The organism is Saccharopolyspora mangrovi (assembly GCF_035320975.1).
GTDB lineage: Bacteria > Actinomycetota > Actinomycetes > Mycobacteriales > Pseudonocardiaceae > Saccharopolyspora > Saccharopolyspora mangrovi.
In genome coordinates, this window is sequence record NZ_JAWLNX010000002.1 from 1 (window position 1) to 20,762 (window position 20,762).

The 20,762-nt window shown below is 70.6% G+C and carries 22 protein-coding genes and 1 pseudogene; 7 read left to right on the forward strand and 16 right to left on the reverse strand.

Features of this window, described 5'->3' with window-relative positions:
* Window positions 1–68 precede the first annotated feature (68 nt).
* From R4I43_RS02605 to R4I43_RS02620, 4 genes are all read right to left on the reverse strand, one after another.
* The gene (locus tag R4I43_RS02605; RefSeq protein ID WP_324264288.1) at window positions 69–761 is read right to left on the reverse strand and encodes a GntR family transcriptional regulator; all 693 of its coding nucleotides are present in this window, start codon (window positions 759–761) and stop codon (window positions 69–71) included.
* Between the two features lie 35 nt (window positions 762–796).
* On the reverse strand, window positions 797–1,516 hold the full coding sequence (locus R4I43_RS02610; RefSeq protein WP_324263870.1) for a maleate cis-trans isomerase family protein: 720 nt from the start codon (window positions 1,514–1,516) through the stop codon (window positions 797–799).
* A gap of 145 nt (window positions 1,517–1,661) precedes the next feature.
* Window positions 1,662–2,423: a maleate cis-trans isomerase family protein gene (locus R4I43_RS02615; RefSeq protein ID WP_324263871.1), complete on the reverse strand. Its 762-nt coding sequence runs from the start codon at window positions 2,421–2,423 to the stop codon at window positions 1,662–1,664.
* Between the two features lie 12 nt (window positions 2,424–2,435).
* The gene (locus R4I43_RS02620) at window positions 2,436–2,930 is read right to left on the reverse strand and encodes a DUF3830 family protein (protein ID WP_324263872.1); all 495 of its coding nucleotides are present in this window, start codon (window positions 2,928–2,930) and stop codon (window positions 2,436–2,438) included.
* Between the two features lie 213 nt (window positions 2,931–3,143).
* Here R4I43_RS02620 and R4I43_RS02625 point away from each other — a divergent pair, with 213 nt between their 5' ends.
* From R4I43_RS02625 to R4I43_RS02635, 3 genes are all read left to right on the forward strand, one after another.
* Window positions 3,144–4,112, forward strand: coding sequence for a D-2-hydroxyacid dehydrogenase (locus tag R4I43_RS02625; RefSeq protein WP_324263873.1), 969 nt, complete (start codon window positions 3,144–3,146; stop codon window positions 4,110–4,112).
* 32 nt (window positions 4,113–4,144) lie between these two features.
* Entirely contained in the window at window positions 4,145–5,551 is a 1,407-nt protein-coding gene (locus tag R4I43_RS02630) for an amidase (RefSeq protein WP_324263874.1), read from the forward strand.
* Between the two features lie 264 nt (window positions 5,552–5,815).
* The gene (locus R4I43_RS02635) at window positions 5,816–6,406 is read left to right on the forward strand and encodes an SDR family NAD(P)-dependent oxidoreductase (RefSeq protein ID WP_324263875.1); all 591 of its coding nucleotides are present in this window, start codon (window positions 5,816–5,818) and stop codon (window positions 6,404–6,406) included.
* 35 nt (window positions 6,407–6,441) lie between these two features.
* Here R4I43_RS02635 and R4I43_RS02640 read toward each other — a convergent pair whose 3' ends face one another.
* Together R4I43_RS02640 and R4I43_RS02645 are read right to left on the reverse strand one after the other, a co-directional pair.
* A complete protein-coding gene (locus R4I43_RS02640) occupies window positions 6,442–7,872 on the reverse strand; it encodes an aldehyde dehydrogenase family protein (protein WP_324263876.1) in 1,431 nt (476 codons plus the stop codon).
* A 70-nt stretch (window positions 7,873–7,942) separates the two neighbouring features.
* Window positions 7,943–9,223, reverse strand: a complete 1,281-nt coding sequence (locus R4I43_RS02645; protein WP_324263877.1) for an MFS transporter — start codon at window positions 9,221–9,223, stop codon at window positions 7,943–7,945.
* A gap of 70 nt (window positions 9,224–9,293) precedes the next feature.
* Here R4I43_RS02645 and R4I43_RS02650 point away from each other — a divergent pair, with 70 nt between their 5' ends.
* Window positions 9,294–9,971, forward strand: a complete 678-nt coding sequence (locus R4I43_RS02650) for a GntR family transcriptional regulator (RefSeq protein WP_324263878.1) — start codon at window positions 9,294–9,296, stop codon at window positions 9,969–9,971.
* A gap of 137 nt (window positions 9,972–10,108) precedes the next feature.
* Window positions 10,109–10,513, forward strand: coding sequence for a PAS domain S-box protein (locus R4I43_RS02655; protein ID WP_324263879.1), 405 nt, complete (start codon window positions 10,109–10,111; stop codon window positions 10,511–10,513).
* A gap of 28 nt (window positions 10,514–10,541) precedes the next feature.
* Here the strand turns inward: R4I43_RS02655 and R4I43_RS02660 are convergent, their stop codons facing one another.
* The 3 genes from R4I43_RS02660 to R4I43_RS02670 all read right to left on the reverse strand — a co-directional run bounded on the left by R4I43_RS02660 (window position 10,542) and on the right by R4I43_RS02670 (window position 13,003).
* Window positions 10,542–11,672 (reverse strand): SPFH domain-containing protein, encoded by a 1,131-nt coding sequence (locus tag R4I43_RS02660; protein WP_324264289.1) that lies wholly within the window; start codon window positions 11,670–11,672, stop codon window positions 10,542–10,544.
* 20 nt (window positions 11,673–11,692) lie between these two features.
* The gene (locus R4I43_RS02665; protein ID WP_324263880.1) at window positions 11,693–12,124 is read right to left on the reverse strand and encodes an NfeD family protein; all 432 of its coding nucleotides are present in this window, start codon (window positions 12,122–12,124) and stop codon (window positions 11,693–11,695) included.
* A gap of 72 nt (window positions 12,125–12,196) precedes the next feature.
* Window positions 12,197–13,003 carry a DUF3097 domain-containing protein gene (locus R4I43_RS02670; RefSeq protein ID WP_324263881.1) on the reverse strand — a complete coding sequence of 269 codons (807 nt, stop codon included), beginning with the start codon at window positions 13,001–13,003 and terminating at the stop codon, window positions 12,197–12,199.
* A gap of 139 nt (window positions 13,004–13,142) precedes the next feature.
* On the opposite strand from R4I43_RS02670, the gene R4I43_RS02675 reads away from it, so the two are divergent.
* Window positions 13,143–13,937: a hypothetical protein gene (locus R4I43_RS02675; RefSeq protein ID WP_324263882.1), complete on the forward strand. Its 795-nt coding sequence runs from the start codon at window positions 13,143–13,145 to the stop codon at window positions 13,935–13,937.
* Between the two features lie 59 nt (window positions 13,938–13,996).
* Here the strand turns inward: R4I43_RS02675 and R4I43_RS02680 are convergent, their stop codons facing one another.
* From R4I43_RS02680 to R4I43_RS02690, 3 genes are all read right to left on the reverse strand, one after another.
* Window positions 13,997–15,019, reverse strand: coding sequence for a ferrochelatase (locus R4I43_RS02680; protein ID WP_324263883.1), 1,023 nt, complete (start codon window positions 15,017–15,019; stop codon window positions 13,997–13,999).
* A gap of 185 nt (window positions 15,020–15,204) precedes the next feature.
* On the reverse strand, window positions 15,205–15,972 hold the full coding sequence (gene fabI, locus R4I43_RS02685; RefSeq protein ID WP_324263884.1) for an enoyl-ACP reductase FabI: 768 nt from the start codon (window positions 15,970–15,972) through the stop codon (window positions 15,205–15,207).
* A gap of 94 nt (window positions 15,973–16,066) precedes the next feature.
* The gene (locus R4I43_RS02690; protein WP_324263885.1) at window positions 16,067–16,771 is read right to left on the reverse strand and encodes a beta-ketoacyl-ACP reductase; all 705 of its coding nucleotides are present in this window, start codon (window positions 16,769–16,771) and stop codon (window positions 16,067–16,069) included.
* Between the two features lie 293 nt (window positions 16,772–17,064).
* Here R4I43_RS02690 and trxA point away from each other — a divergent pair, with 293 nt between their 5' ends.
* Window positions 17,065–17,415 carry a thioredoxin gene (gene trxA / locus R4I43_RS02695; protein ID WP_324264290.1) on the forward strand — a complete coding sequence of 117 codons (351 nt, stop codon included), beginning with the start codon at window positions 17,065–17,067 and terminating at the stop codon, window positions 17,413–17,415.
* 42 nt (window positions 17,416–17,457) lie between these two features.
* Here trxA and R4I43_RS34545 read toward each other — a convergent pair.
* The 4 genes and pseudogenes from R4I43_RS34545 to R4I43_RS02715 all read right to left on the reverse strand — a co-directional run.
* A pseudogene (locus tag R4I43_RS34545) lies at window positions 17,458–18,177 on the reverse strand (MgtC/SapB family protein); the annotation flags it as partial.
* A 35-nt stretch (window positions 18,178–18,212) separates the two neighbouring features.
* Complete coding sequence (locus R4I43_RS02705; RefSeq protein ID WP_324263886.1) at window positions 18,213–18,743, reverse strand: class I SAM-dependent methyltransferase; 531 nt, start codon at window positions 18,741–18,743, stop codon at window positions 18,213–18,215.
* Between the two features lie 82 nt (window positions 18,744–18,825).
* Window positions 18,826–19,806 carry a VWA domain-containing protein gene (locus R4I43_RS02710; protein WP_324264291.1) on the reverse strand — a complete coding sequence of 327 codons (981 nt, stop codon included), beginning with the start codon at window positions 19,804–19,806 and terminating at the stop codon, window positions 18,826–18,828.
* Window positions 19,807–19,808: 2 nt separating this feature from the next.
* The gene (locus tag R4I43_RS02715; protein WP_324264292.1) at window positions 19,809–20,693 is read right to left on the reverse strand and encodes a DUF58 domain-containing protein; all 885 of its coding nucleotides are present in this window, start codon (window positions 20,691–20,693) and stop codon (window positions 19,809–19,811) included.
* Between the last annotated feature and the right edge of the window lie 69 nt (window positions 20,694–20,762).

The window sequence follows — 20,762 nt, forward strand, 5'->3', positions numbered from 1 at the left end:
CCCCCCCCCCCCGGGGGGGGGGGGGGGGGGGGGCCCCCCCCCCCCCCCCCCCACATCAGCGTCGAGACCTACTCGGCCATCGAACCGTTGAGCCGCTCCAGCGCATCGTTCATGTGCGCCTCCAACCGCGACAGCAGCAACGCCTCGTCACCGGCCTCGATCGCATCCACCAAGCCCTTGTGCTCATCGACCAGGGCCTGCACGTCGGCGTGGTACTTGTCCTGCAACGCCGTCAAGCACATCCGCTTCTCCACCAGCAGCGTCTGCGCCATCCGCTGCAAACGCGCACTGCCGGAAACCCGCACCAGCGTCTCGTGGAACTCCTGATCGGCATCGGCCAGCTCGATGGCATCACCCTTGCCCGCAGCCGCCACCATCCGCGACTGCGCCGCGGTCAGCTCCGCCACCGCCTCCACCCGGTGATGCCGCACGATCTGCTCGCACGCCGCCCGCTCCACCGCCAGCCGCGCCAAGTAGATGTCGGCGACATCAGCGGTGTCCAGATCCATCACGAACAGCCCGCGGTGCGGCTCGCTGCGCAATAACCCCTCGGCCACCAGCCGCTGCATCGCCTCCCGCAACGGCCCCCGGCTGACCCCCAGCCGCGCCGCCAGCTCCGCCTCACCCAGCTGCGACCCCGGAGGCAGCGAGCCGTACATGATCGCCGCGCGCAACTGGTCGGCCACGATCGCCGCGGTCGACTTGCGCTGCACCGGCTCCAGCTCACCCGGCTGCTGGTCCTGCTCCTCGGTCCCGAGCACTGCGCTCACCATTTCCTCGTCTCACCGCCGGCCCACTAGGCACGACGGCCTGCGAACAGCGTTCCCAATCCCTCGCGCGCGCGGTCGTCACCGGCCAGCCGCAACGCCTCCCAAGCGCTGACCTGGTTGGCCGTGAGCACCGGCTTGCCCAGCCGCTGCTCCAGCTCCGGCAACCACGCAGCGGTGTGCAGTGCGGTGTCGGGCATCAGCAGCGCCTCGGCCCGCTCGTCGTCGTTGGCCGCGGCGAACTCCAGCACCGCCTCGCGGCCCAGCGTGCCGACCTCGGCGGCGGTGATGATGCCCCTGCTGGACAACCGCACCGCCTCCAGCCTGTCGGCGTGCAGGAACTCCACGAACCGCTCGGCCACATCAGCCGGGTAGGTCGCTGCCACCGCCACCCGCGACAACCCCAGCCGGGCCGCGGCGTGCACGAACGCCAGCGATGTGCTCGAGGTGGGCACCCCGGTCACCGCCTGCAGCTTGGCGACCTGGTCACGTGCCCCGTCCGGGCCGAACACGAAGCTGCCCGAGGTGCACGCCCAGATCACCGAGTCGACCGCGCCCAGCTCGCGGGCGCCGTCGGCCAGCACCTGCTCCGAGCCCACGTCCAGCAGCGCGTCCACCCGGTGGGCGTCCTCGCGCATCAGGGTGTGCACCAGCGGCAGGCGCACGTCGTCGCCGAGCAGCTCCTCCAAGATCGGGTAGTCGTCTTCGGCGCTGTAGCCGGGGTACAGAATTCCTGCGGTGTGCGGCACCGGGGAGCTCCATCCTGTGCTTGTCACGTCCAACGGCCACGACCCTGCGCGAACCCCCACCCGTGGGTGTCGGATTGTTGACAATGTTACCGCAGGGTTCGCGGCCGTCAGAACGTTCGTGATGTCATCTTTACCGCCGGGGCGATCACGCCGCCGGCGCGTCAACCGCCTGCATCAAACGCTGCTCGGCACCCACCGCCGACAGCCCCATCTCGCGCAACGCCGCCCAGATCGTGACCTGGTTGGCGGTCAGCACCGGCTTGCCCAACTCCTGCTCCAACGGCCCGATCAGGTCGTAGGTCGGCAGGTTGGTGCACGAGATGAACATCGCCTCGGCCTCCGGGCGATCGGCCTTGCGCACGATCTCGACCACATCGGCGTAGCAGGTCTTCCAGATCTGGCCGTGCAACCCCAAACCCACGCTCGAGGCCACCTCGACACCGTGCTCACCCAGGAACGAGCACAACCGGTCGGTGATGCTCACGACGTAGGGCGTGGCGATCGCCAGGCTGCTCACGCCGAGCACCTCCAGTGCCTCAACCAGCGCGCCCGAGGTGGTCACCGCCGCCGGAGCACCGGCCTCGCGCATGACCTCCACCAGCCGCCGCTGACCACCCGCACCGTCGACGAAACTGCCCGAGGTGCACGCGTAGGCCACCACCTCGGGTTCCGGCACCAGCAGGTCACGGGTCGCGGCGTGCACCGCGGACTCGTCGGAGACCAGGTTGGCCTGCTCCACGCTCACCGGCACCGGCACGAACGCCGTGCGCGTCAAGTACAGCGACACCGCCTCCGGCGCCCACCGCCACAACTCGCGGTCCAGCGCCAGGTCGAACGGGGCGATCACCCCGATCCCGCGCTGCGGCCCCGGCCCGGGCGTCGCACCCAGGAAGTCATCAGGTGCCATCTCGGGGCCCGCCTAACGCTCGATGCGGTCATAGCGCAACGTCTCGCCGACGCTGCCGGAACGCCACACGTCGTTGCAGGCCTCGGCCATCTCGGCCAAACCCTCCACGATCGTGGCGTAGACGTTGCCGGGCACCCACCCCACATCACCGTTGAGCAGCAGGTTGTTGCGCCCGTAGAAGATCGCCAGGTCGATCACGCCCGGCAGGTCCTCGATCCCCTTCTCCTGCTTGAACTCCCGGTCCAGCATCCCGCCGGGGAAGGAGAAGTACACGACATCACCCGGGATCGGGGTGACCGTCGGGTTCTCCTGCCCGGGCTCGTCGACGGCGAAGCGCGGCACCATCGTGTAGATCTCGTTGCGCGCGTACTTGGCGTGGTGCACCGGTCCGACCTGCGGCAGCGCGTTCCACACCGCCTCGCAGGTGCGAGGGGCGTCGGCGTCGAGCAGCTCCGCCACGCAGGACACGCCGCGCTTCTCCAGCGTGATCGACAGGTACCTGGCCATTGATGATCCATTCCTTCGCAGTGGTGATCGTCGGGCTCTCCCCGCGTACCGGCCCCGCCGTCGCCAGTGGATTGTTGACAATCCTACGAACGCTTCCTAGCGTGTCAATGCCTCCACCGAAGCTCCTTTTTCACGCTCAGTGCTGGGGAAACACACTCTTAACCGGCGTGGGAGAACACTGCCCGGCACCCCTTCGGCCCTAAGGTCACCCACATGATCCACACCCGCCCCACCGTCGTCGTCCTCCACGACGACGACGCACCCGACGAGATGGCCCGCATCGCCGAACACGCCGACCTGCGCTACGCCACCGGCGACGAACTGCCCCACGCCCTGCCCGGCACCGACGCGCTGTTCGTGTGGTCCTTCCGCTCCCAAGCCATCGCCGACGCCTGGCCCCACGCCGACAAGCTCCGCTGGATCCACTCCGCCAGCGCCGGAGTCGACCGCCTCCTGTTCCCCCAGCTGCGCGACTCCCCGGTTGCCCTGACCAACTCCCGCGGCGTCTTCGACCAGCCTATCGCCGAATACGTCCTGGGCACCGTGCTCACCTTCGCCAAGGACATGCACACCACCCTGCGCCTGCAAGACACCAAGCAGTGGCGCCACCGCGTCACCGAACGCATCGGCGGCAAAACCGCCCTCGTCATCGGCACCGGCCCCATCGGCCGCGCCATCGCCCGCCAACTCACCGCAGCAGGCCTGCACGTCGCCGGCGCCGGCCGCACCACCCGCACCGGCGACCCCGACTTCGGCGACGTCCACGCCTCCGACGACCTGCCCCGCATCGCAGGCCACTACGACTACCTCGTCGTCGCCGCACCCCTGACCCCCCAAACCCACGGGCTCATCAACACCGAGGTCCTGTCGGCCATGCGCCCCACCGCCCGCCTCATCAACGTCGGCCGCGGCGAACAAGTCGACCAACCCGCCCTGGTCACCGCCCTGCAGCAGCACCAACTCGCCGGAGCCGCCCTCGACGTCTTCGACACCGAACCCCTGCCCACCAACTCACCCCTGTGGGAGATGCCCAACGTCCTGATCTCGCCCCACATGTCCGGCGACACCCTCGGCTGGACCGACGAGCTCGTCGAGCTGTTCCTGACCAACCTGCACGCCTTCACCCACGGCACCGACCTGCGCAACGTCGTCGACAAGCACCGCGGCTACGTCAGCACCTGACCCGCAGCCCGCCACACACAACTGGAGACGTCATGGCCAACACCGAGCCCGCCGAGCTGCCCGCCACCGAACTGCTGGCCGCCTACGCCGCCGGAACCCTCTCCCCGGTCGAAGCCTGCGAAGCCGTCCTGCAACGCATCAACGACCACGACCCGGCCATCAACGCCTACTGCCACCTCGACGCCGACGCCGCCCTGCGCCAAGCCCGCGAATCCGAAGACCGCTGGCACCGCGGCCAGCCCATCGGCCGCCTCGACGGAGTCCCCACCTCCATCAAGGACATCTTCCTCACCCGAGGCTGGCCCACCCTGCGCGGCTCCCACACCATCGACCCCGACCAGCCCTGGACCGAAGACGCCCCCGCCGTCACCCTCCTGCGGCGCGAAAACCCCGTGCTCCTCGGCAAAACCACCACCCCCGAACTCGCCTGGAAAGGCGTCACCGACAGCCCCCGCCACGGCATCACCCGCAACCCCTGGAACACCTCCCGCACCGCAGGCGGCTCCTCCGGCGGCGCCGCGGCCGCCGTGGCCACCGGCATGGGCCCCCTCGCACTCGGCACCGACGGCGGCGGATCGGTGCGCATCCCCGCCGCCTTCTGCGGCATCGCCACCCTCAAACCCACCTACGGCCGCATCCCCCTCTACCCCGCCAGCCCCTTCGGCACCCTCTCCCACGCCGGACCGATTGCCACCACCATCACCGACACCGCCCTCATGCTCGACGTCCTCGCCCACCCCGACGTGCGCGACTGGTCCGCGCTGCCCGCACCCACCGACTCCTTCCTCGACCACCTCGGCGGAGGAGTCACCGGCCTGCGCATCGCCGTGAGCACCGACCTCGGCTTCGGCACCCCCGTCGACCCCCAGGTCGCCGCCGCGCTCACCCGCGCCGCCCGCACCTTCAGCGACCTCGGCGCCCACGTCGAACACGCCGACCCCGCCATCACCGACCCCGCCGAGGACTTCCACGTCCTCTGGTACGCCGGCGCGGCCAAAGCCACCGAACACCTCACCGACGCCCAGCGCGACCAACTCGACCCCGGACTCGCCGAGATCTGCCGCCAAGGCCTCACCTACTCCGCCCAGGACTACCTCGAAGCCACCAACACCCGCATGATCCTCGGCCAGCGCATGGGCGCCTTCCACCAGACCTACGACCTGCTGCTGACCCCCACCGTCCCCATCCCCGCCTTCGACGCAGGCCGCGAATCACCCGCCGACGGCCACCGCTGGAGCAGCTGGACCCCGTTCACCTACCCGTTCAACATGACCCAGCAACCCGCCGCCAGCATCCCCTGCGGCCACACCGACGACGGCCTGCCCATCGGCCTGCAGATCATCGCCGCCCGCCACAACGACGCCACCATCCTCCGCGCCGCCCACGCCTACGAACAGGCCAACCCCTGGCCCCGCACCACCACACCCCAACAGCACTGAACACTGCTCGGGAATCGTTTGCGCGGCTGCTCGAGCGATAATCGGTGGATCCCGCTGTGGCTGCGTTACTAGGCTCGACGACATGATCGACCCGGGCCTGAAGGGCAAGACCGTGCTCGTCACCGGCGGCGCGATGAACATCGGTGCCGCGATCTCGCGCTCTCTTGCCCAGCAAGGCGCGCGTGTGGCCGTCCACTTCGTAGGGGCGACGCCCCAGCTTCGCTGGAGCACTCCCGTGCTACCCGGGACAGGGTCGGGGAGTTCGTGGCCTCGCTACCTGGCGCGGTAGCCGTGGAAGCGGACTTCCTCGAACCGGGCGCTGCCGATCGTCTGCTCGACCAGGTCGACAAGCAGCTCGGCCCGCTCGACGTGCTCGTCAACAACGCCGGGCACGCCGAGCAGGAGGACACGTTCACCACCCTGGACCAGGACGGCGTGGAACGGACCCTCCGCGTGAACCTGACCGCTCCGGCGATGCTCATGGCCGAGTTCTCACGACGGGTTCCCCACGATGCGCCCGAGAGCTCGAAGTCCGTGGTCAACATCTCGACCGACGCAGCCCGGAGCTTTCCCGGGCAGGTCGCCTACGGGGCGTCCAAAGGGGCGCTGGAGTCCCTCACCCGCGGGGCGGCGCTGGACCTGGGGCCGGTGACGCGCGTGAACGCTGTCGCACCGGGACCTGTCCAGACCGGCTGGATGAGCGAGGAGATGGTCGAATCAGTGACGCCGACCATCCCGCTGGGGAGGGTGGGTACTCCGCAGGACATCGCCGACGCCGTGGTCTTCCTCGCCTCCGACCAAGCTCGATGGATCAACGGTCAAGTCATCCAGGTCGCCGGTGGTCACTGGCTCTGACCACAGCGCACGACCGCGCCCACCCCCAACACGCCCTAGTCCCACGCCGACATCACGTGCTTGATGCGCGTGTAGTCCTCCAGCCCGTGCACACCGAAATCACGCGCCGAAGCCGAATGCTTGAAACCCGAATGCGGCATTTCGACCACCAGGCAATCGTGGGTGTTGATCCACACCGTCCCGGCCTGCAACCGCCGCGACATCCGCATCGCCCGACCGTGATCACGCGTCCACACGCTCGCCGTCAACCCGTAGCGCACACCGTTGGCCAACGCCACCGCCTCGTCCTCATCGGCGAAGGACTGCACCGCCACCACCGGACCCAGGATCTCGTGCTGCACCAGCTCATCGTCCTGCTCAGCACCATCGACCACCGTGGCCTCCAGGAAGAACCCCCGCTCACCCCGGCGCCGACCACCGGCCACCACCCGCGCGTGGCCCGGCAACCGATCCAACCGATCCAGCACCAACTCCAGCTGACCGGCGCTGTTGAGCGGACCGAACGACGCATCGGCATCCTGTGGCGGACCCGGCCGCAACTGCTGCGCCCACTCCACCAACCGCGACACCAACGCCTCGCGCACCTCCGCGGCCACCAACACCCGGCTCGCCGCCGTGCAGCTCTGCCCCGCGTTGCCGAACGCCGCCGCCGCGATCCGCTCCGCAGCCCGATCCAGATCCGCATCCCCGAACACCACCGCAGGCGCCTTCCCGCCCAACTGCAGGTGCGCCCGCTTCAAATCCGCCGCCGCCGACCCCGCGACCTCCATCCCCGAGCGCACCGTCCCGGTGATCGAGAACATCCCCGGAACCTCGTGGGCAACCAACGCCCGACCGCTGTCACGATCACCGCAAACCACGTTGAGCACACCCGGCGGCAAGAACTCCCCCGCCAACTCACCCAGCAACACCGCGCTCACCGGCGTGGTCTCCGCAGGCTTGAGCACCACCGCATTGCCCGCCGCCACCGCCGGCCCGACCTTGGCCGCCGCCTGCAGCAGCGGATGCGTCCACGACGTCACCGCCGCGCACACCCCGATCGGCTCCCGCCGCGTGAACGAGGTGTGCCCCACCCGGTACTCACCCCCGGCCGTGGCGCTCTCGGCACGAGCCGCCCCCGCGTAGAACCGCAGCAGGTCCACCGCCATCGGCAGCTCCTCGCCGCGCACCACCTCGAAGGGCTTGCCGGTCACCCGGCACTCGGCCAGCACCAGCTGCTCGGCCCGCCCGGACACCGCATCGGCCAGCCCCAGCAGCGCCTCCTGCCGCACCCGAGGCGTGGTCTGCGACCAGGACTCGAACGCCTCGGCGGCCACCGGCATCACCGCGTCCACATCCGGCCACCGGGTCAGCGGAGCCGTCCCGCACTGCTCACCGGTGCTGGGGTCCACCAACGGCAACGTCTCACCACCCGCGGTGGACACCGACTTGCCGCCGACCAGGTTGCGCAGTTCCCACGCCGTCACGCCACACGCCCCTCGAAAACCGGGCCGGCCGCCGTTGGCCGGCCACCCACCCGAGGCTAACGCCGCGCGCTCAGCTCAGGGCGCGGTCCCGCAACCACCACTGCGAGGCGGTCCCGATCACCAGCAGCGCCAGCACCGGAGCGAACGCCCACCGGTAGGCCACCGCCGGATCCCACCCTGACACCAGCTCCAGCACCGCCCCGACCAGCAGCTGGATCAGCACCGCAGCGCTGAAACCACCCATGTTCACCACACCTGTGGCAGTGCCCGAGCGGTGCTCGGCGTTGGCCATCCGCGCCCCGTCGAAGGCCAGCATCGCCGCACCCCCGGCCACACCGACCGCCAGCAACGCCACCACCAGCACCGGAAGCGGCAACGCACCCGGCCAGCCGACCATCGCCGCCCACACGACCACGACCATCACCGACAACCCGAACGTGTAGCGCTCGCGGCGCCGCGGACGCCCCGAGACGTACTGACCGGCCAACCACGAACCCGCGATGAACCCGACCACGCTCACCAGCAGCAAGGAACCGACCTCGGACTGGCCGTGCCCCTGCGCCGAGCTCAGCCACGGCCCGCCCCACAGCGTGGTGATCGCGACGAACTGCGCCATCAGCACGAAGTGCGTCCAGAACGCGTGCTTACTGCCCCGCTGCGCGACCACCGCCCGCAGGCTGTGCCGGATCCGCTCGCTGACCGGTTCGGCCTCGGCCGCGCCGGAGCGGGCGGCCGCATCGCGGTCGCGGATGATCAGCGCCGCGGCCAGGCCCAAAGCGGCGGTCAGCGCCGCCGCACCCAGGAACGTGGGCACCCAGCCCAGCGAGTGCAGCGACAGGCTCAGCGGCAGCGTCGAGACGACCTGCCCCAGGCCACCGGCCAGGCCGGTCAGCGCGGCGACCTTGCCGTAGCGCTGCGGCGGGAACCAGTGCGCGGCCAGCCGCAGCACGTTGGTGAACATGAAGGCGTCACCGAAGCCGATGAGCATCCGCCCGGTGATGCCGCCGACGATCGAACCGCTCAGCGCGAACACCGCCGAACCCGCGGCCAGGGCGACCATGCCGCCGGTGATGACCTTGCGCGGGCCGAGCCGGTCGGCCAGCAGCCCGGCCGGGATCTGCAGCACCAGGTAGACGCCCAGCTGCAGCGCCGAGAACAGGGCCAGCACACCGGGTCCGGCGTCGAAGCGCTGCACGGCTTCGGGGGCGGCCACGCCCAGGCCCGCTCGGTGGAACAGCGCCGCGCAGTAGCACAGCGCCCCCACCCCCCAGACCAGCCAGGCCATCCGGCCGGGCCCCCGTTGCCGGTCACCGGCGTGCTGCGGTGGCGCGGCTTCGACTGTGGTGGACACGTGCGACCCCTCCCCGAGAAAAGACTTGTATCCATCTTAGATACAAGAGGGGTGGAAGTACGATGCTCACGTGTCGAGCGCAACAGCATCCGAAACGCCGGCAGCCGACCGCGCGTACCAGCACGTCAAGACCGGACTCCTCGACGGCAGCTTCCCCGACGGCGAGCTGCTCAGCGAAGGAGAAGTGGCAGGCGCCCTGCAGATGTCGCGCACGCCCGTCCGAGAGGCGTTCCTGCGCCTGCAGTCGGAGGGCTTCCTCAAGCTCTACCCCAAGCGCGGCGCCCTGGTCGTGCCGGTCAGCGCCGGAGAAGCCCGCGCGGTGATCGAAGCGCGCCTGGCCCTGGAGAGCTTCGCCATCGACAAGCTCGCCATCGAAGGTGGCGAAGCGATGGCCGCCGTCGGCCGCGAACTGGCCGCCCACCCGGCCTGCGACGGCACCGACCTCACCGACGCCGAGATGCACGTCGCCGACCGCGCCTTCCACGCCACCCTGGTCAGCGCCGCGGGCAACCCGGTGGTCACCGACCTCTACAACACGCTGCGCGACAAGCAGATGCGCATCACCTCCACCGCCCGCACCCACTCCGCGCGCGAGCGCATCACCCACCAGCACGCCGGCCTCGCCGAGGCCCTGAACGCCGGCGAGGCCGAGCAGGCCAAGAAGCAGCTGCGCGAACACCTCCTGGGCACCGTCCGCGCCCTCGGCATCGCCGGCGGCCCCTACCTCGACCCGGCCTCCGGTGCCTGAAGCCGTCTTTGACGGGAGCGTCGCGCTGGGGTGCGATGCGGAGCATTAATTTCGGTCGGCACTGAAATCACAGAGGTACTCAAACAAGTGGAAGATCTCGTGAGGCGGTCTCGACGGACAGGCCGCATCATCTGGCCATGAACGACATCGAACACCGATCCGCCGTGGTCGTCGCCGACACCAGCGGCACGATCGTGCACTTCAACGACGTGGCCGAACTGCTCTTCGGCCACCCGAGCACCGAGGCCGTCGGCGCCTCGCTCGACCTGATCGTGCCCGCGGACTTCCAGCAAGCGCACTGGGCCGGATTCCACCGCGCGATGTCCACCGCCCAAGCCGAGCTGGAGGGCAAGGCCGTGCACCTGCCAGTGGTCTGCCACGACGGCCAGATCCGGGTGTTCCCCGGCGTTTTCGGCGTGCTCCGCGACCCCTACGGACACGCCCTGGGGGCGGTGGCCACCTACGCCGCCGAACGCGCCGGCGCGCAGCCGTTCACGCCCGTGACCGTGCCCGCCCAACACGTGCGTCCCGGCGCCGGATGACCGGCACCGGGACGCGACATCAACCCGGTCAGCCCTGCTGCGGGGGCTCCGAGACGTTGGCCGGCGGAACCTCCTTGCGGGCCACCGCCTCCGCGGCGCGCACGGCCTCGGCCACCTCCGGGTTGGTGGAGGTGTCGAACCACGCCTGCACCGACTCCTCCACCGCCTCGGCCGGCGGGGCGTCGGTGCTCTCCTGCGGCGGCTCGTAGCGGAACACCCCGTCCTCACCCGGCTCGCCGAGCATCCGCGCAAAGCCCTCCAGGGACTTGCCGAAGTCGCTGGGCACCACCCACACCTTGTTGGCATCGCCCTGCGCCATCTGCGGCAGCGTCTGCAAGTACTGGTAGGCCAGCAGCTCCGGCGTCGGCTTGGAACGCTTGACCGCCGCGAAGACCTTCTCGATCGCCTTGGCCTGCCCCTGCGACTGCAGGTACTGGCTGGCCCGCTCACCTTGGGCCCGCAGGATGCTGGACTGCCGATCGGCCTCGGCGGCCAGGATCGCGGCCTGCTTCTCACCCTCGGCCGCCAGGATCGCCGACTGCTTCTGACCCTCAGCGGTCTTGATCGCCGACTCCCGGGTGCCCTCGGCGTTGAGGATCATCGCGCGCTTCTCCCGGTCGGCGCGCATCTGCTTCTCCATCGAGTCCTTGATCGACGGCGGCGGGTCGATGGCCTTGAGCTCCACCCGCGCGACCCGGATCCCCCACCGGCCGGTCTCGGTGTCGAGCACCCCGCGCAACTGCGTGTTGATCGCATCCCGCGAGGTCAGCGTCTCCTCCAGGCTCATCGCCCCGACCACGTTGCGCAGCGTCGTGGTCGTCAGCTGCTCCACGGCCACGATGTAGTTGGAGATCTCGTAGACCGCCGCCCGCGCGTCGGTGACCTGGAAGTAAACCACCGTGTCGATCGACACCGTCAAGTTGTCCTGGGTGATCACCGGCTGCGGCGGGAACGACACCACCTGCTCGCGCAGGTCGATGCGCGCCCGCACCCGGTCGAAGAACGGCACCAGCAAGTTCAGCCCCGGCTGCGCCACGGTGCGGAAGCGGCCCAGCCGCTCGATCACCGCCGACTGGGCCTGCGGCACCACCATCACCGCCTTGACCACGACGATGAGCACGAGCAGCACCACGACCACCAGCACGATCAGTTCGGCCATCCCCACGAAGCCTCATCTCCTCACGGCTCGGCCCACACCACGGCGGTAGCACCCGCGATCTCCATGACGGTGACCGTGCGGCCGGCCTCGATAACCTGGGTCCCATCCAGAGCCCGCGCCGACCACAACTGGCCGTCGATGCGGACCCGACCACCCTGCGCATCCACTGTGGACTCCACCACGGCCTGCTTGCCGACCAGAGCGTCCACGTTGGTCTTGAGCTCGCGCTGCACGCCCATCCGCCGCTTGAGCGCCGGGCGCGCCAGCAGCACCAGCCCCAGAGCCAGCACCGCGAACACCGCCACGTCCACGCCCAAGGGCATTCCCAGCGCCGAACTACCGGCGGCCCCCAGAGCCGCGGCGCCGATCATGACCAGCACGAAATCCCCCGACAGGGCCTCAGCGCCGACCAGCAGCACCCCGGCGATCAGCCACAGCAGCGCAGGAGTCATGGCTCCATCCTGGCACGCGAGTCCCACTCCACACCGGCGTTCGCGCCCACGTGATCAAGGTGTGACCCGGCATCACCCGTCAGCGGTGACGAAATCGATCAACTGCTCCACCGCGCCCAGCAGCGGCGTCTCGACGTCGCGGAAACCCCGCGCCCCGGCCAGCACCCGCCGCCAGCCCTCGGCCGGCTCGCCCCAGCCCAGCTGCGCGCACACGCCCTGCTTCCAGTCCTGCCCGCGCGGCACCACCGGCCACTCCCGGATGCCCACCGAAGCCGGTTTCACCGCTTCCCAGATGTCGACGTAGGGGTGACCGGTGATCATCACGTGCTCGTCGGTGATGCCCTCCACCAGCCGGGACTCCTTGCTACCGGCCACCAGGTGGTCCACCAGCACACCGACCCGGCGTCCCGGCTCCGGCCCGAACTCGGCCAGCATCCCCGGCAGATCGTCCACGCCGTGCAGCGGCTCGACCACGACGCCTTCCACCCGCAGGTCGTGCCCCCAGATCCGCTCGACCAGCTCGGCGTCGTGCACGCCCTCCACCCAGATCCGGCTGCCCCGCGCGGTGCGGGCCCGCAGGCCCTCGACCTTCACCGAACCCGAGGCCGACCGCTGCGGTGCGGCGGGGGCCGCCTGCCGCACCGGCACCAGCGTCGCGGGCTTGCCCTCGAACAGGAAGGCCGCCGGGCGCATCGGGAACAAGCGCTGCTTGCCGTGCCGGTCCTCCAGCACGACGTTGCCCTTGTCCACCCGCAGCACCGCGCCGCAGAACCCGCTGGCCGCGTCCTCGACCACCAGACCCGCCTCGGCGGGGATCTCCGGCACCTTCTTGCGCCGCGAACCCGAGAGGACGTCCCGTCCATAATCAACCGACCGCACGAGCGAACACGGTAATCCGATCGTGTCCGACCGTGGTGCCGCCACGCCGGACCAACACCGACCGACCACTCATGGTTGGCGTCACACCGGCCCTCCCCCGGGACGCGGCAAGGGTTTTCGATCCGTACCCTCTAGCGACGTGCCATGCCCAAGCGCCACTTTGGTTGTCTGGTCGTCCGCCTGGCTGCACGGTGCAGCCGCCTCGGACGACGTGCTCGATGCCCTGCAGACCTGGGGCGAGGTGCAGGAGTTCCGCGCCGCCGACGACGAACTCGCCGCGCGCCTGGACCTGCCCGGCCCCCACGACACCCCCGCCGGACCCGCCCTGCTGCTGGCCGCGCTGCGCAAGGCCGGTGCCTCCACCGGCGAACTGGCGCTGCCGGTGCCCGGCGACGCGCGCGGCCTGGGCGGAGCGAGCCCGTTCGCCACACTCGCGATGCGCATCGGCGAAGCGGCCGTGCTGCCCGAGGCCGGACTGGGACTGGTGCCCGAGCGCATCGCCGAAGGCATCCTGCGCTGGACGGTGTTCGAAACCGGTGACCTGCCGCCCGCCGAACACCTGCCCATCGGTGAAGCCGAGCACGGCATGGCCTCGGCCATGCGCGAAGCCGCCACCGCCCTGATCGACCTCGGCGTGGCCAAGCAGCGCCCCGGCGTGCGCGAGGAGATCGCCCAGACCATCGCCGCCAAACCAGCCCCGGACTGGCCGGAGAACATCCCCCCGCGCACCCTGCGGATCCTGCAGCGCGCCACCGAGGTCGAAGCCATCCTGTGGGTGGCCACCGACGACTCCCCCGGCGGAGCCCTGTCGGCCTCGGCGATGCGCAGCCGCACCGACGCCCTGCGCCCGCTGTTCGACGCCGTGCGCGCCGCCCGCCGCGCCTCGGTCGCCGAGATGGTCCGCGTCCTGGCAGACCAAGCACCCCACTCGTAGAACGACGTCGAAAGGGGGTGCCCGCCGCGGCGGGCACCCCCTTTTTTCGCAACCTCAGCTCAGCAGCAGCAATCCGGAGCGCACAGCGCCCCGTTGACCGTCGAGCCCGCCGCGCGCAGCTCCGAGAGCTTGCACACCGGGGCATCGTCGGTGTGCTCGGCGATGAGCTCCACGATCATCTTCACGAACCGCGGGTCCGTGCCGGCCGTGGCCGCGCGCGCGAACCCCATCCCGCGCTCGTCGGCCGTCTCCTGGGCCTCGTTGTCCAGGTCCCAGATCACCTCCAGGTGATCGGAGACGAACCCGATCGGGCTCACCACCACCGAATCCACGCCCTTGGCGTGCAAGTCCTCGATGTGGTCGCAGATGTCGGGCTCCAGCCACGGCACCTGCGGCGGCCCCGACCGCGACTGCCACACCACGTCGTAGGCCTCCACGCCCACCTGCTCGGCCACCAGCCGCGCCGCCTCGGCGACCTGCCGCGAGTACCACTGCGGTCGACCGTCCGGACCCGCCTGCTCATCAGCGCGCAGCGGGATCGAGTGCGCGGTGAACACCAGCCGCGCCTGCTCGCCCCGCTCCCCCAGCTCGGCGAAGGCCGCCCGCACCGCATCGGCGTTGGGCGCCACGAACAGCGGGTGGTCGAAGAACTGCCGCAGCTTCACCAGCTCCGGCGCCCCGTCGCCGACCGCCTCGCGCGCCCGCGCGATGTCCTCGTGGTACTGCTTGCAGCCCGAGTAGCCGCCCCACGCCGAGGTCGCGAACACCAGCGCCCGCCGCACACCGTCGCCGGCCATCCGCGCCACGGTGTCCTCCACCATCGGATGCCAGTTGCGGTTGCCGAAGTACACCGGCAGGTCGCGACCCTGGGCCTCCAGTTCCGACCGCAACGCGGCCATGATGTCCTGGTTGAGCCGGTTGATCGGCGACACACCACCGAAGTGCAGGTAGTGGTCGGCCACCTCGTCGAGGCGCTCCGGCGGCACTCCCCTGCCCCGGGTCACGTTCTCCAGGAACGGCCGCACTTCCTCCGGGCCCTCCGGCCCCCCGAACGACAGGAACAGCAACGCATCAAAGCTCACCGGCCCATCATCGCGCCGCCACGACGACCCCGCGCAACCGGGGCGCACCGGATGTGAACCACGAGATGACCACCAACGACGAGTGGGGGGGGGGGGGGGGGGGGGGCGCCCCCCGCCCCCCCCCCACACCACGCGGGTGCGCGGGTTCGACCGAACCCGCGCACCCCACTCGTCATCACAGGGGCTCAGACACCCAGGGAGTGCACCCCGCCATCGACCATGATCATCGAACCGGTGGTCGCGGGCAGCCAGTCCGACAGCACCGCGCAGATCGACTTGGCCACCGGCGTCGGGTCGTTGACGTCCCAGCCCAGCGGCGCGCGGTCGCCCCAGCCCGCCTCCAGCTCGGAGAAGCCCGGGATCGACTTGGCCGCCATCGTGCGCACCGGACCCGCCGACACCAGGTTCACCCGCACGCCCTTCGGGCCCAGCTCACGCGCCAGGTAGCGGGAGGTCGACTCCAGCGCCGCCTTGGCCACGCCCATCCAGTCGTAAGCCGGCCACGCCACCCGCGCGTCGAAGTCCATGCCCACGATCGACGCGCCCTCGCCCAGCAGCGGCAGCGTCGCGGTGCTCAGCGACTTCAGCGAGTACGCCGAGATCTCCACCGCGGTCGACACGTCGGCCCACGGCGCCTCCAGGAAGTCACCGCCGAGGCACGACGCCGGCGCGTAGCCGATCGAGTGCAGCACCCCGTCCAGGCCACTGACGTGCTGGCGCACCCGCTCCGGCAGCGTCTCCAGGTGCTCGGCGTTGGTGACGTCCAGCTCCAGCACCGGGGCCGGCTTGGGCAGCCGGTTGGCGATCCGCTCCACCAGGCTCAACCGGCCGAAACCGGTCAGCACCACCTCGGCGCCCTGCTCCTGGGCGACCCGGGCCGCGTGGAACGCGATCGAGGCGTCGGTGATCACACCGGTGATCAGGATTCGCTTGCCTTCGAGCAATCCGCTCACGAGAAAAGTCCTTCCGAGAATTCACCTGCCGAAGGTGCCCACGCACCCGCGGTAGCCGGCACCCGCACCGTGCCGGAAATCGATCGAGAGGTCGTCAGTGACCCATGCCCAGGCCACCGTCGACCGGGATGACCGCACCGGTGACGTAGCCGGCGTCGTCCGACGCCAGCCAGCGCACCGCGCCCGCGACCTCCTCGGCGTCGGCCATCCGCGCCAGCGGGACCTGGCCGAGGATCTCCTTCTTGCGGTCCTCCGGCAGCTCCTCGGTCATGTCGGTGTTGACATAACCCGGCGCCACGACGTTCGCGGTGATGTTGCGCGAACCCAGCTCGCGCGCGATCGAACGCGCCATGCCCACCAGACCGGCCTTGCTCGCCGCGTAGTTCACCTGCCCCGGACCACCGGAGAGGCCCACCACCGACGAGATGAAGATCATCCGGCCGAAGCGGTTGCGCAGCATGCTGCTCGCCGCCCGCTTGGCCACCCGGTAGGACCCCGCCAGGTTCGCGTCGATCACCCGGCCGAACTGCTCCTCGCTCATCCGCAGCAGCAGCGTGTCATCGGTGATGCCCGCGTTGGCCACCAGCACCTCGACCCGCCCGTGCGCGGCCTCCACCTCGTCGAAAGCCGCCGCGACCTGGTCCGGGTCGGTGACGTCGCACTGCACGCCCAGCAGACCCTCCGGGGCACCCGATCCGCGGTGCGTGACCGCGACCTTGTCCCCGGCGGCCTCGAACGCCCTCGCGATCGCCAGGCCGATGCCCCGGTTACCGCCGGTCACCAGTACGGACCGTGCCACTGTGGATCTCCCATCGAACGCCTCAAGATTCGTTTCAGCCGCGACATTATCGGCTCAGCGAGCCCCACCGCTCATCGACTCCTTACACAAAACCAGCCCCAATCTGGTGGCGCGCCTACACACCGGGCCAACCCGTCCACCACGAACCGCCCCCGGACCAGTACGGTGGCCCACCACGCTCGCGGTGATCACCACGAGCGTGGTGCAACCGACACCAACCTGGGGGAATGCGCGGTCCCGCTGCCCGCGTTGCCCGAGTACCTGACCCCACGACTGCGAAGAGGGATCTCCACATGGCCACGGTCGAACTGACCAAGGACAACTTCGACGAGGTCGTCGGCGACGACAAGTTCGTCATCATCGATTTCTGGGCTTCCTGGTGCGGCCCGTGCAAGCAGTTCGCCCCGGTCTTCGAGAAGGGCTCGGAGACCCACGACGACATCGTCTTCGCCAAGGTCGACACCGAGGACCAGCCCGAACTCGCCGCCGCCTTCGACGTCCAGTCGATCCCCACGCTGGCGATCATCCGGGACAAGGTCCTGGTCTTCCAGCAGCCCGGCGCCCTGCCCGAGAACGTCTTCGAGGACCTCGTCGGCCAGGCCCGCGACCTCGACATGGAGCAGATCAAGAAGGACGCGGAGTGATCCGCCGGTGCCGGGCCCAGCCGCGGGCCCGGCACCACCGCCAAACCCCGCCGCGGCCGACTCCCCGGGCGCGGCGTGCAGCACACCCGGCAACGCGCTGATCTCCTCCACCAGCGCCGCCACCGGCACCTTGCCGCGCAACCGCAGCGCCACCACCGCCGTGCGCTGCTCGTCGTCGGAGTCCTCGCGCTCGACCTGCAGGTCCAGCAGCGCCCACCCGCGACTGGTGCACATCGTCAGCACGCTGCGCAGCACCCCGTACCCGTCCAGGTAGCCCACCCGGACCACCTGCGGCTCCCGCAACGCCGGACGACCCACCCGCAGCAGGTACGGGAACCCGATCGCCACCAGGAAGTGCACCCCGGTCGTCGCCGCGGCCAGCACCACCAGTCCCCCGCCGCAGGCCATGCCTACCGCCGCCACCAGCCACACCGACGCCGCCGTGGTCAGCCCGCGCACCGCGTCGCGGCGCACGAAGATCAGCCCACCGCCGATGAACCCGATGCCGGAGACGATCTGCGCCGCCACCCGCGACGGGTCCAGCGACACCCGCTCGAACGGCAGCAGGTCCCCGAAGGCGTACTTCGACACCAGCATGAACAACGCCGCGCCCACGCCCACCAGCGCGTGCGTGCGCAACCCGGCGCTCTTGGCCCGGATCTCCCGCTCCAGCCCGATCAAGCTGGAGAACAGCAGCGCCGTCCCCAGCTCCACCAACAGCGGTAATTCGTCCAGACCGAACACCACAGGATCAGCAGGCATCCGACCAAATTAGCACCGAGACCGGTGCACCGCCCTCACGCAGGATGAGGCCTGCGAGCCAGGTAGACCACCGCAGGCGGCAGGTTGCGCCACACCGTGCGGCTGACCACCGTCTCCTCGAACGTCGCCCGCAGATCCGCGTGCTGCCTGCGCGCCGGTGGCGCCCACCGCGTCCAGGTGTAGGCGAACTGCGTGAACGCGCCCTCCGGCGCCATCACCTCGGCCAGCACCCGCACCAGCGGAACCCCGTCGACCGGTGCGTGCGCCACCCACGGCAACCCGCTGACCACCACATCGGCCTTGCCCAGCCCGCGCTCGGCCAGCAGCTCCGGCACCCGCCGGGCGCTGTCGCACACCGACTCCACCCCCGGGTACCGGTGCCCGAGGTCGGCGGCCCAGCCCTGGTTGAGCTCCACCGCCAGGTGCGTGCCCCGCCCGGCCAGGCGCCGCTGGATCACCTCGGTGAACGCACCCGTGCCCGGGCCCAGCTCCACCACCACCGGATCACCGGTCAGCGGGATCGGGGCCACCATCTGCTCGGCCAGCGCCCGCGAACTCGGACCCACGGCGGCCGTCGTGGTCGGCGATTTGACGAATTCCCACAAGAAACGAGCTGCCGTGCTCAAGGCGACGTCGCTCCCGTCGTCGTTAAGGCAGTCTTCGACCGGCGAACAGGGAGATCCCGGCCGCGATGATCGCGCAGAGCGTACCCAGCACGAGCCACGGTTTGCTGGCGTCTGTGTGCTTGGTCTCGTAGCCGATCTGCTCGCCGAGGGTCTCGTAGACCTCGCGCAGCTGCTCGGCGCTGGCCGCCTTGTGGAACTCCCCGCCCGACAACCGGGCGATCTCCTGCATCGCCTCGTCGTCGACCTCGACCCACTCCTGCTCGCCCTCGATCTCGATCGACCCGTGCTTGGTGCCGAAGGAGATCGTGGAGATCGGCACGCCGGCCTTCTTCGCCTCACCGGCCTTGGTGTAGGCACCGCGCGGCGCGTCCATCTCGCGCGGGATGGTCTGGCCGCCGTCGGCCATCAGCACGATCCGCGCCGGAGGCGCACCCGCCGGACCGCCGACCATCTTCCCGAACGAATCGATCGCCTGCATCGAGGCGTTGATGCCGTCACCGGTGGCCGTGGCCTCGGCCAGCTTGAGCGTGTCGATGGCCTGCTTGACGCTGGAGCGGTCCGTGGTCGGCATGACCAGCACGGTGGCCGTCCCGGCGAACGAGACCAGCCCGAGGTTGATGCCCGGGGTCAGCTTGTCGGCGAACTCCTTGGCCGCGACCTTGGCCGCCTCCAGCCGGTTGGGCTCGACGTCCGTGGCCTTCATCGACAACGACACGTCGATCGTGAGCATCACCGTCGCCCGGTTGCGCGGAATCCGCTGCTCCGCGGTCGGCCCCGACAGCGCCACCGTCAGCAGGATCAGCGCCACCCCCAGCAGCGCCGGCGGCACGTGCTTCCACCAGCCCTGCCGACCGGCGGCGACCCGGTCCAGCACCTCCAGGTTGGAGAACTTCAGCGTGTCCCGGCGCCGGCGGCGCATCGCCCACACGTACCCGGCCACCAATGCGGCGACCACGAGCAGCAGCAGGAACCACCACGGCGCGGTGAACCCGGTCAGACTCAACATCACCCAGCTCCTCCGCCGGACCACCCGCGCTTGCGCGCCATCACGAACCGCACCACGTCGGCGATCCAGTCGGAATCCGTTCGCAGCACCAGGTGCGCGCACCCGGCCCGCCGCAGCACCCCGGCGACCTCCTCGCGGTGCGCGGCTGCCGCGGCGGCGAACTCCTTGCGCAGCACCGGAGTCGTGTGCACCTCGCGCCGCTTGCCCGTCTCCGGGTCCGACAGCAGCACCGTGCCCACGTCGGGCAGCTCCACGTCGCGCGGGTCGATCACCTCGATGGCCAGCAGCGAATGCCGCGCACCGAGACCGCGCAGCGCCCGCTGCCAGTCGGTCGGCCCGAGGAAGTCCGAGATCACCACGGCCAGCCCGCGCCGGCGCGGTGGACGCCGCAGCGACTCCAGCAAGGCGCCCAGGTTGCCGCGCGTGCCCTCAGGGGCGCGCGGGGTCTCGGCGACCTTCTTCAGCAGCGCCCGCGCGTAGGCCGAACCACCGCGCGCGGGGAGCCGGTGCTGCCCGGTGCCGTTGTCCACCACCGAGCCGATCCGGTTGCCGCCGCCGCTGGTCAGGAACATGACCGCGGCCAGCGCCGCCACCGCCAGCTCGCGCTTGTCGCAGGCCGCGGTGCCGAAGTCGAGGCTGGCGGAGAGGTCCATCGCCACCCACGTCTCCAGCTCGCGGTCGGCGATGGTCTGCCGGATGTGCGGCTCGGCCATGCGGGCGGTCACCGCCCAGTCCATCCGCCGCACGTCGTCGCCGGGCTGGTAGCTGCGGGCCTCCCCCGGTTCGCTGCCCGGTCCGGGCACCAGGCCGAGGTGGTTGCCCTGCAGGAGCCCGTCGAGCCGACCGCGCACGCTCAGCTCGAGGGCGCGCAGCGCGACCTCCATGCGCCCGGTGTCCAGGGCCGGTGGCGCCCAGTCCGGGCGGTCACCGCCGGAGTGCGCGGGTGCCGCCAC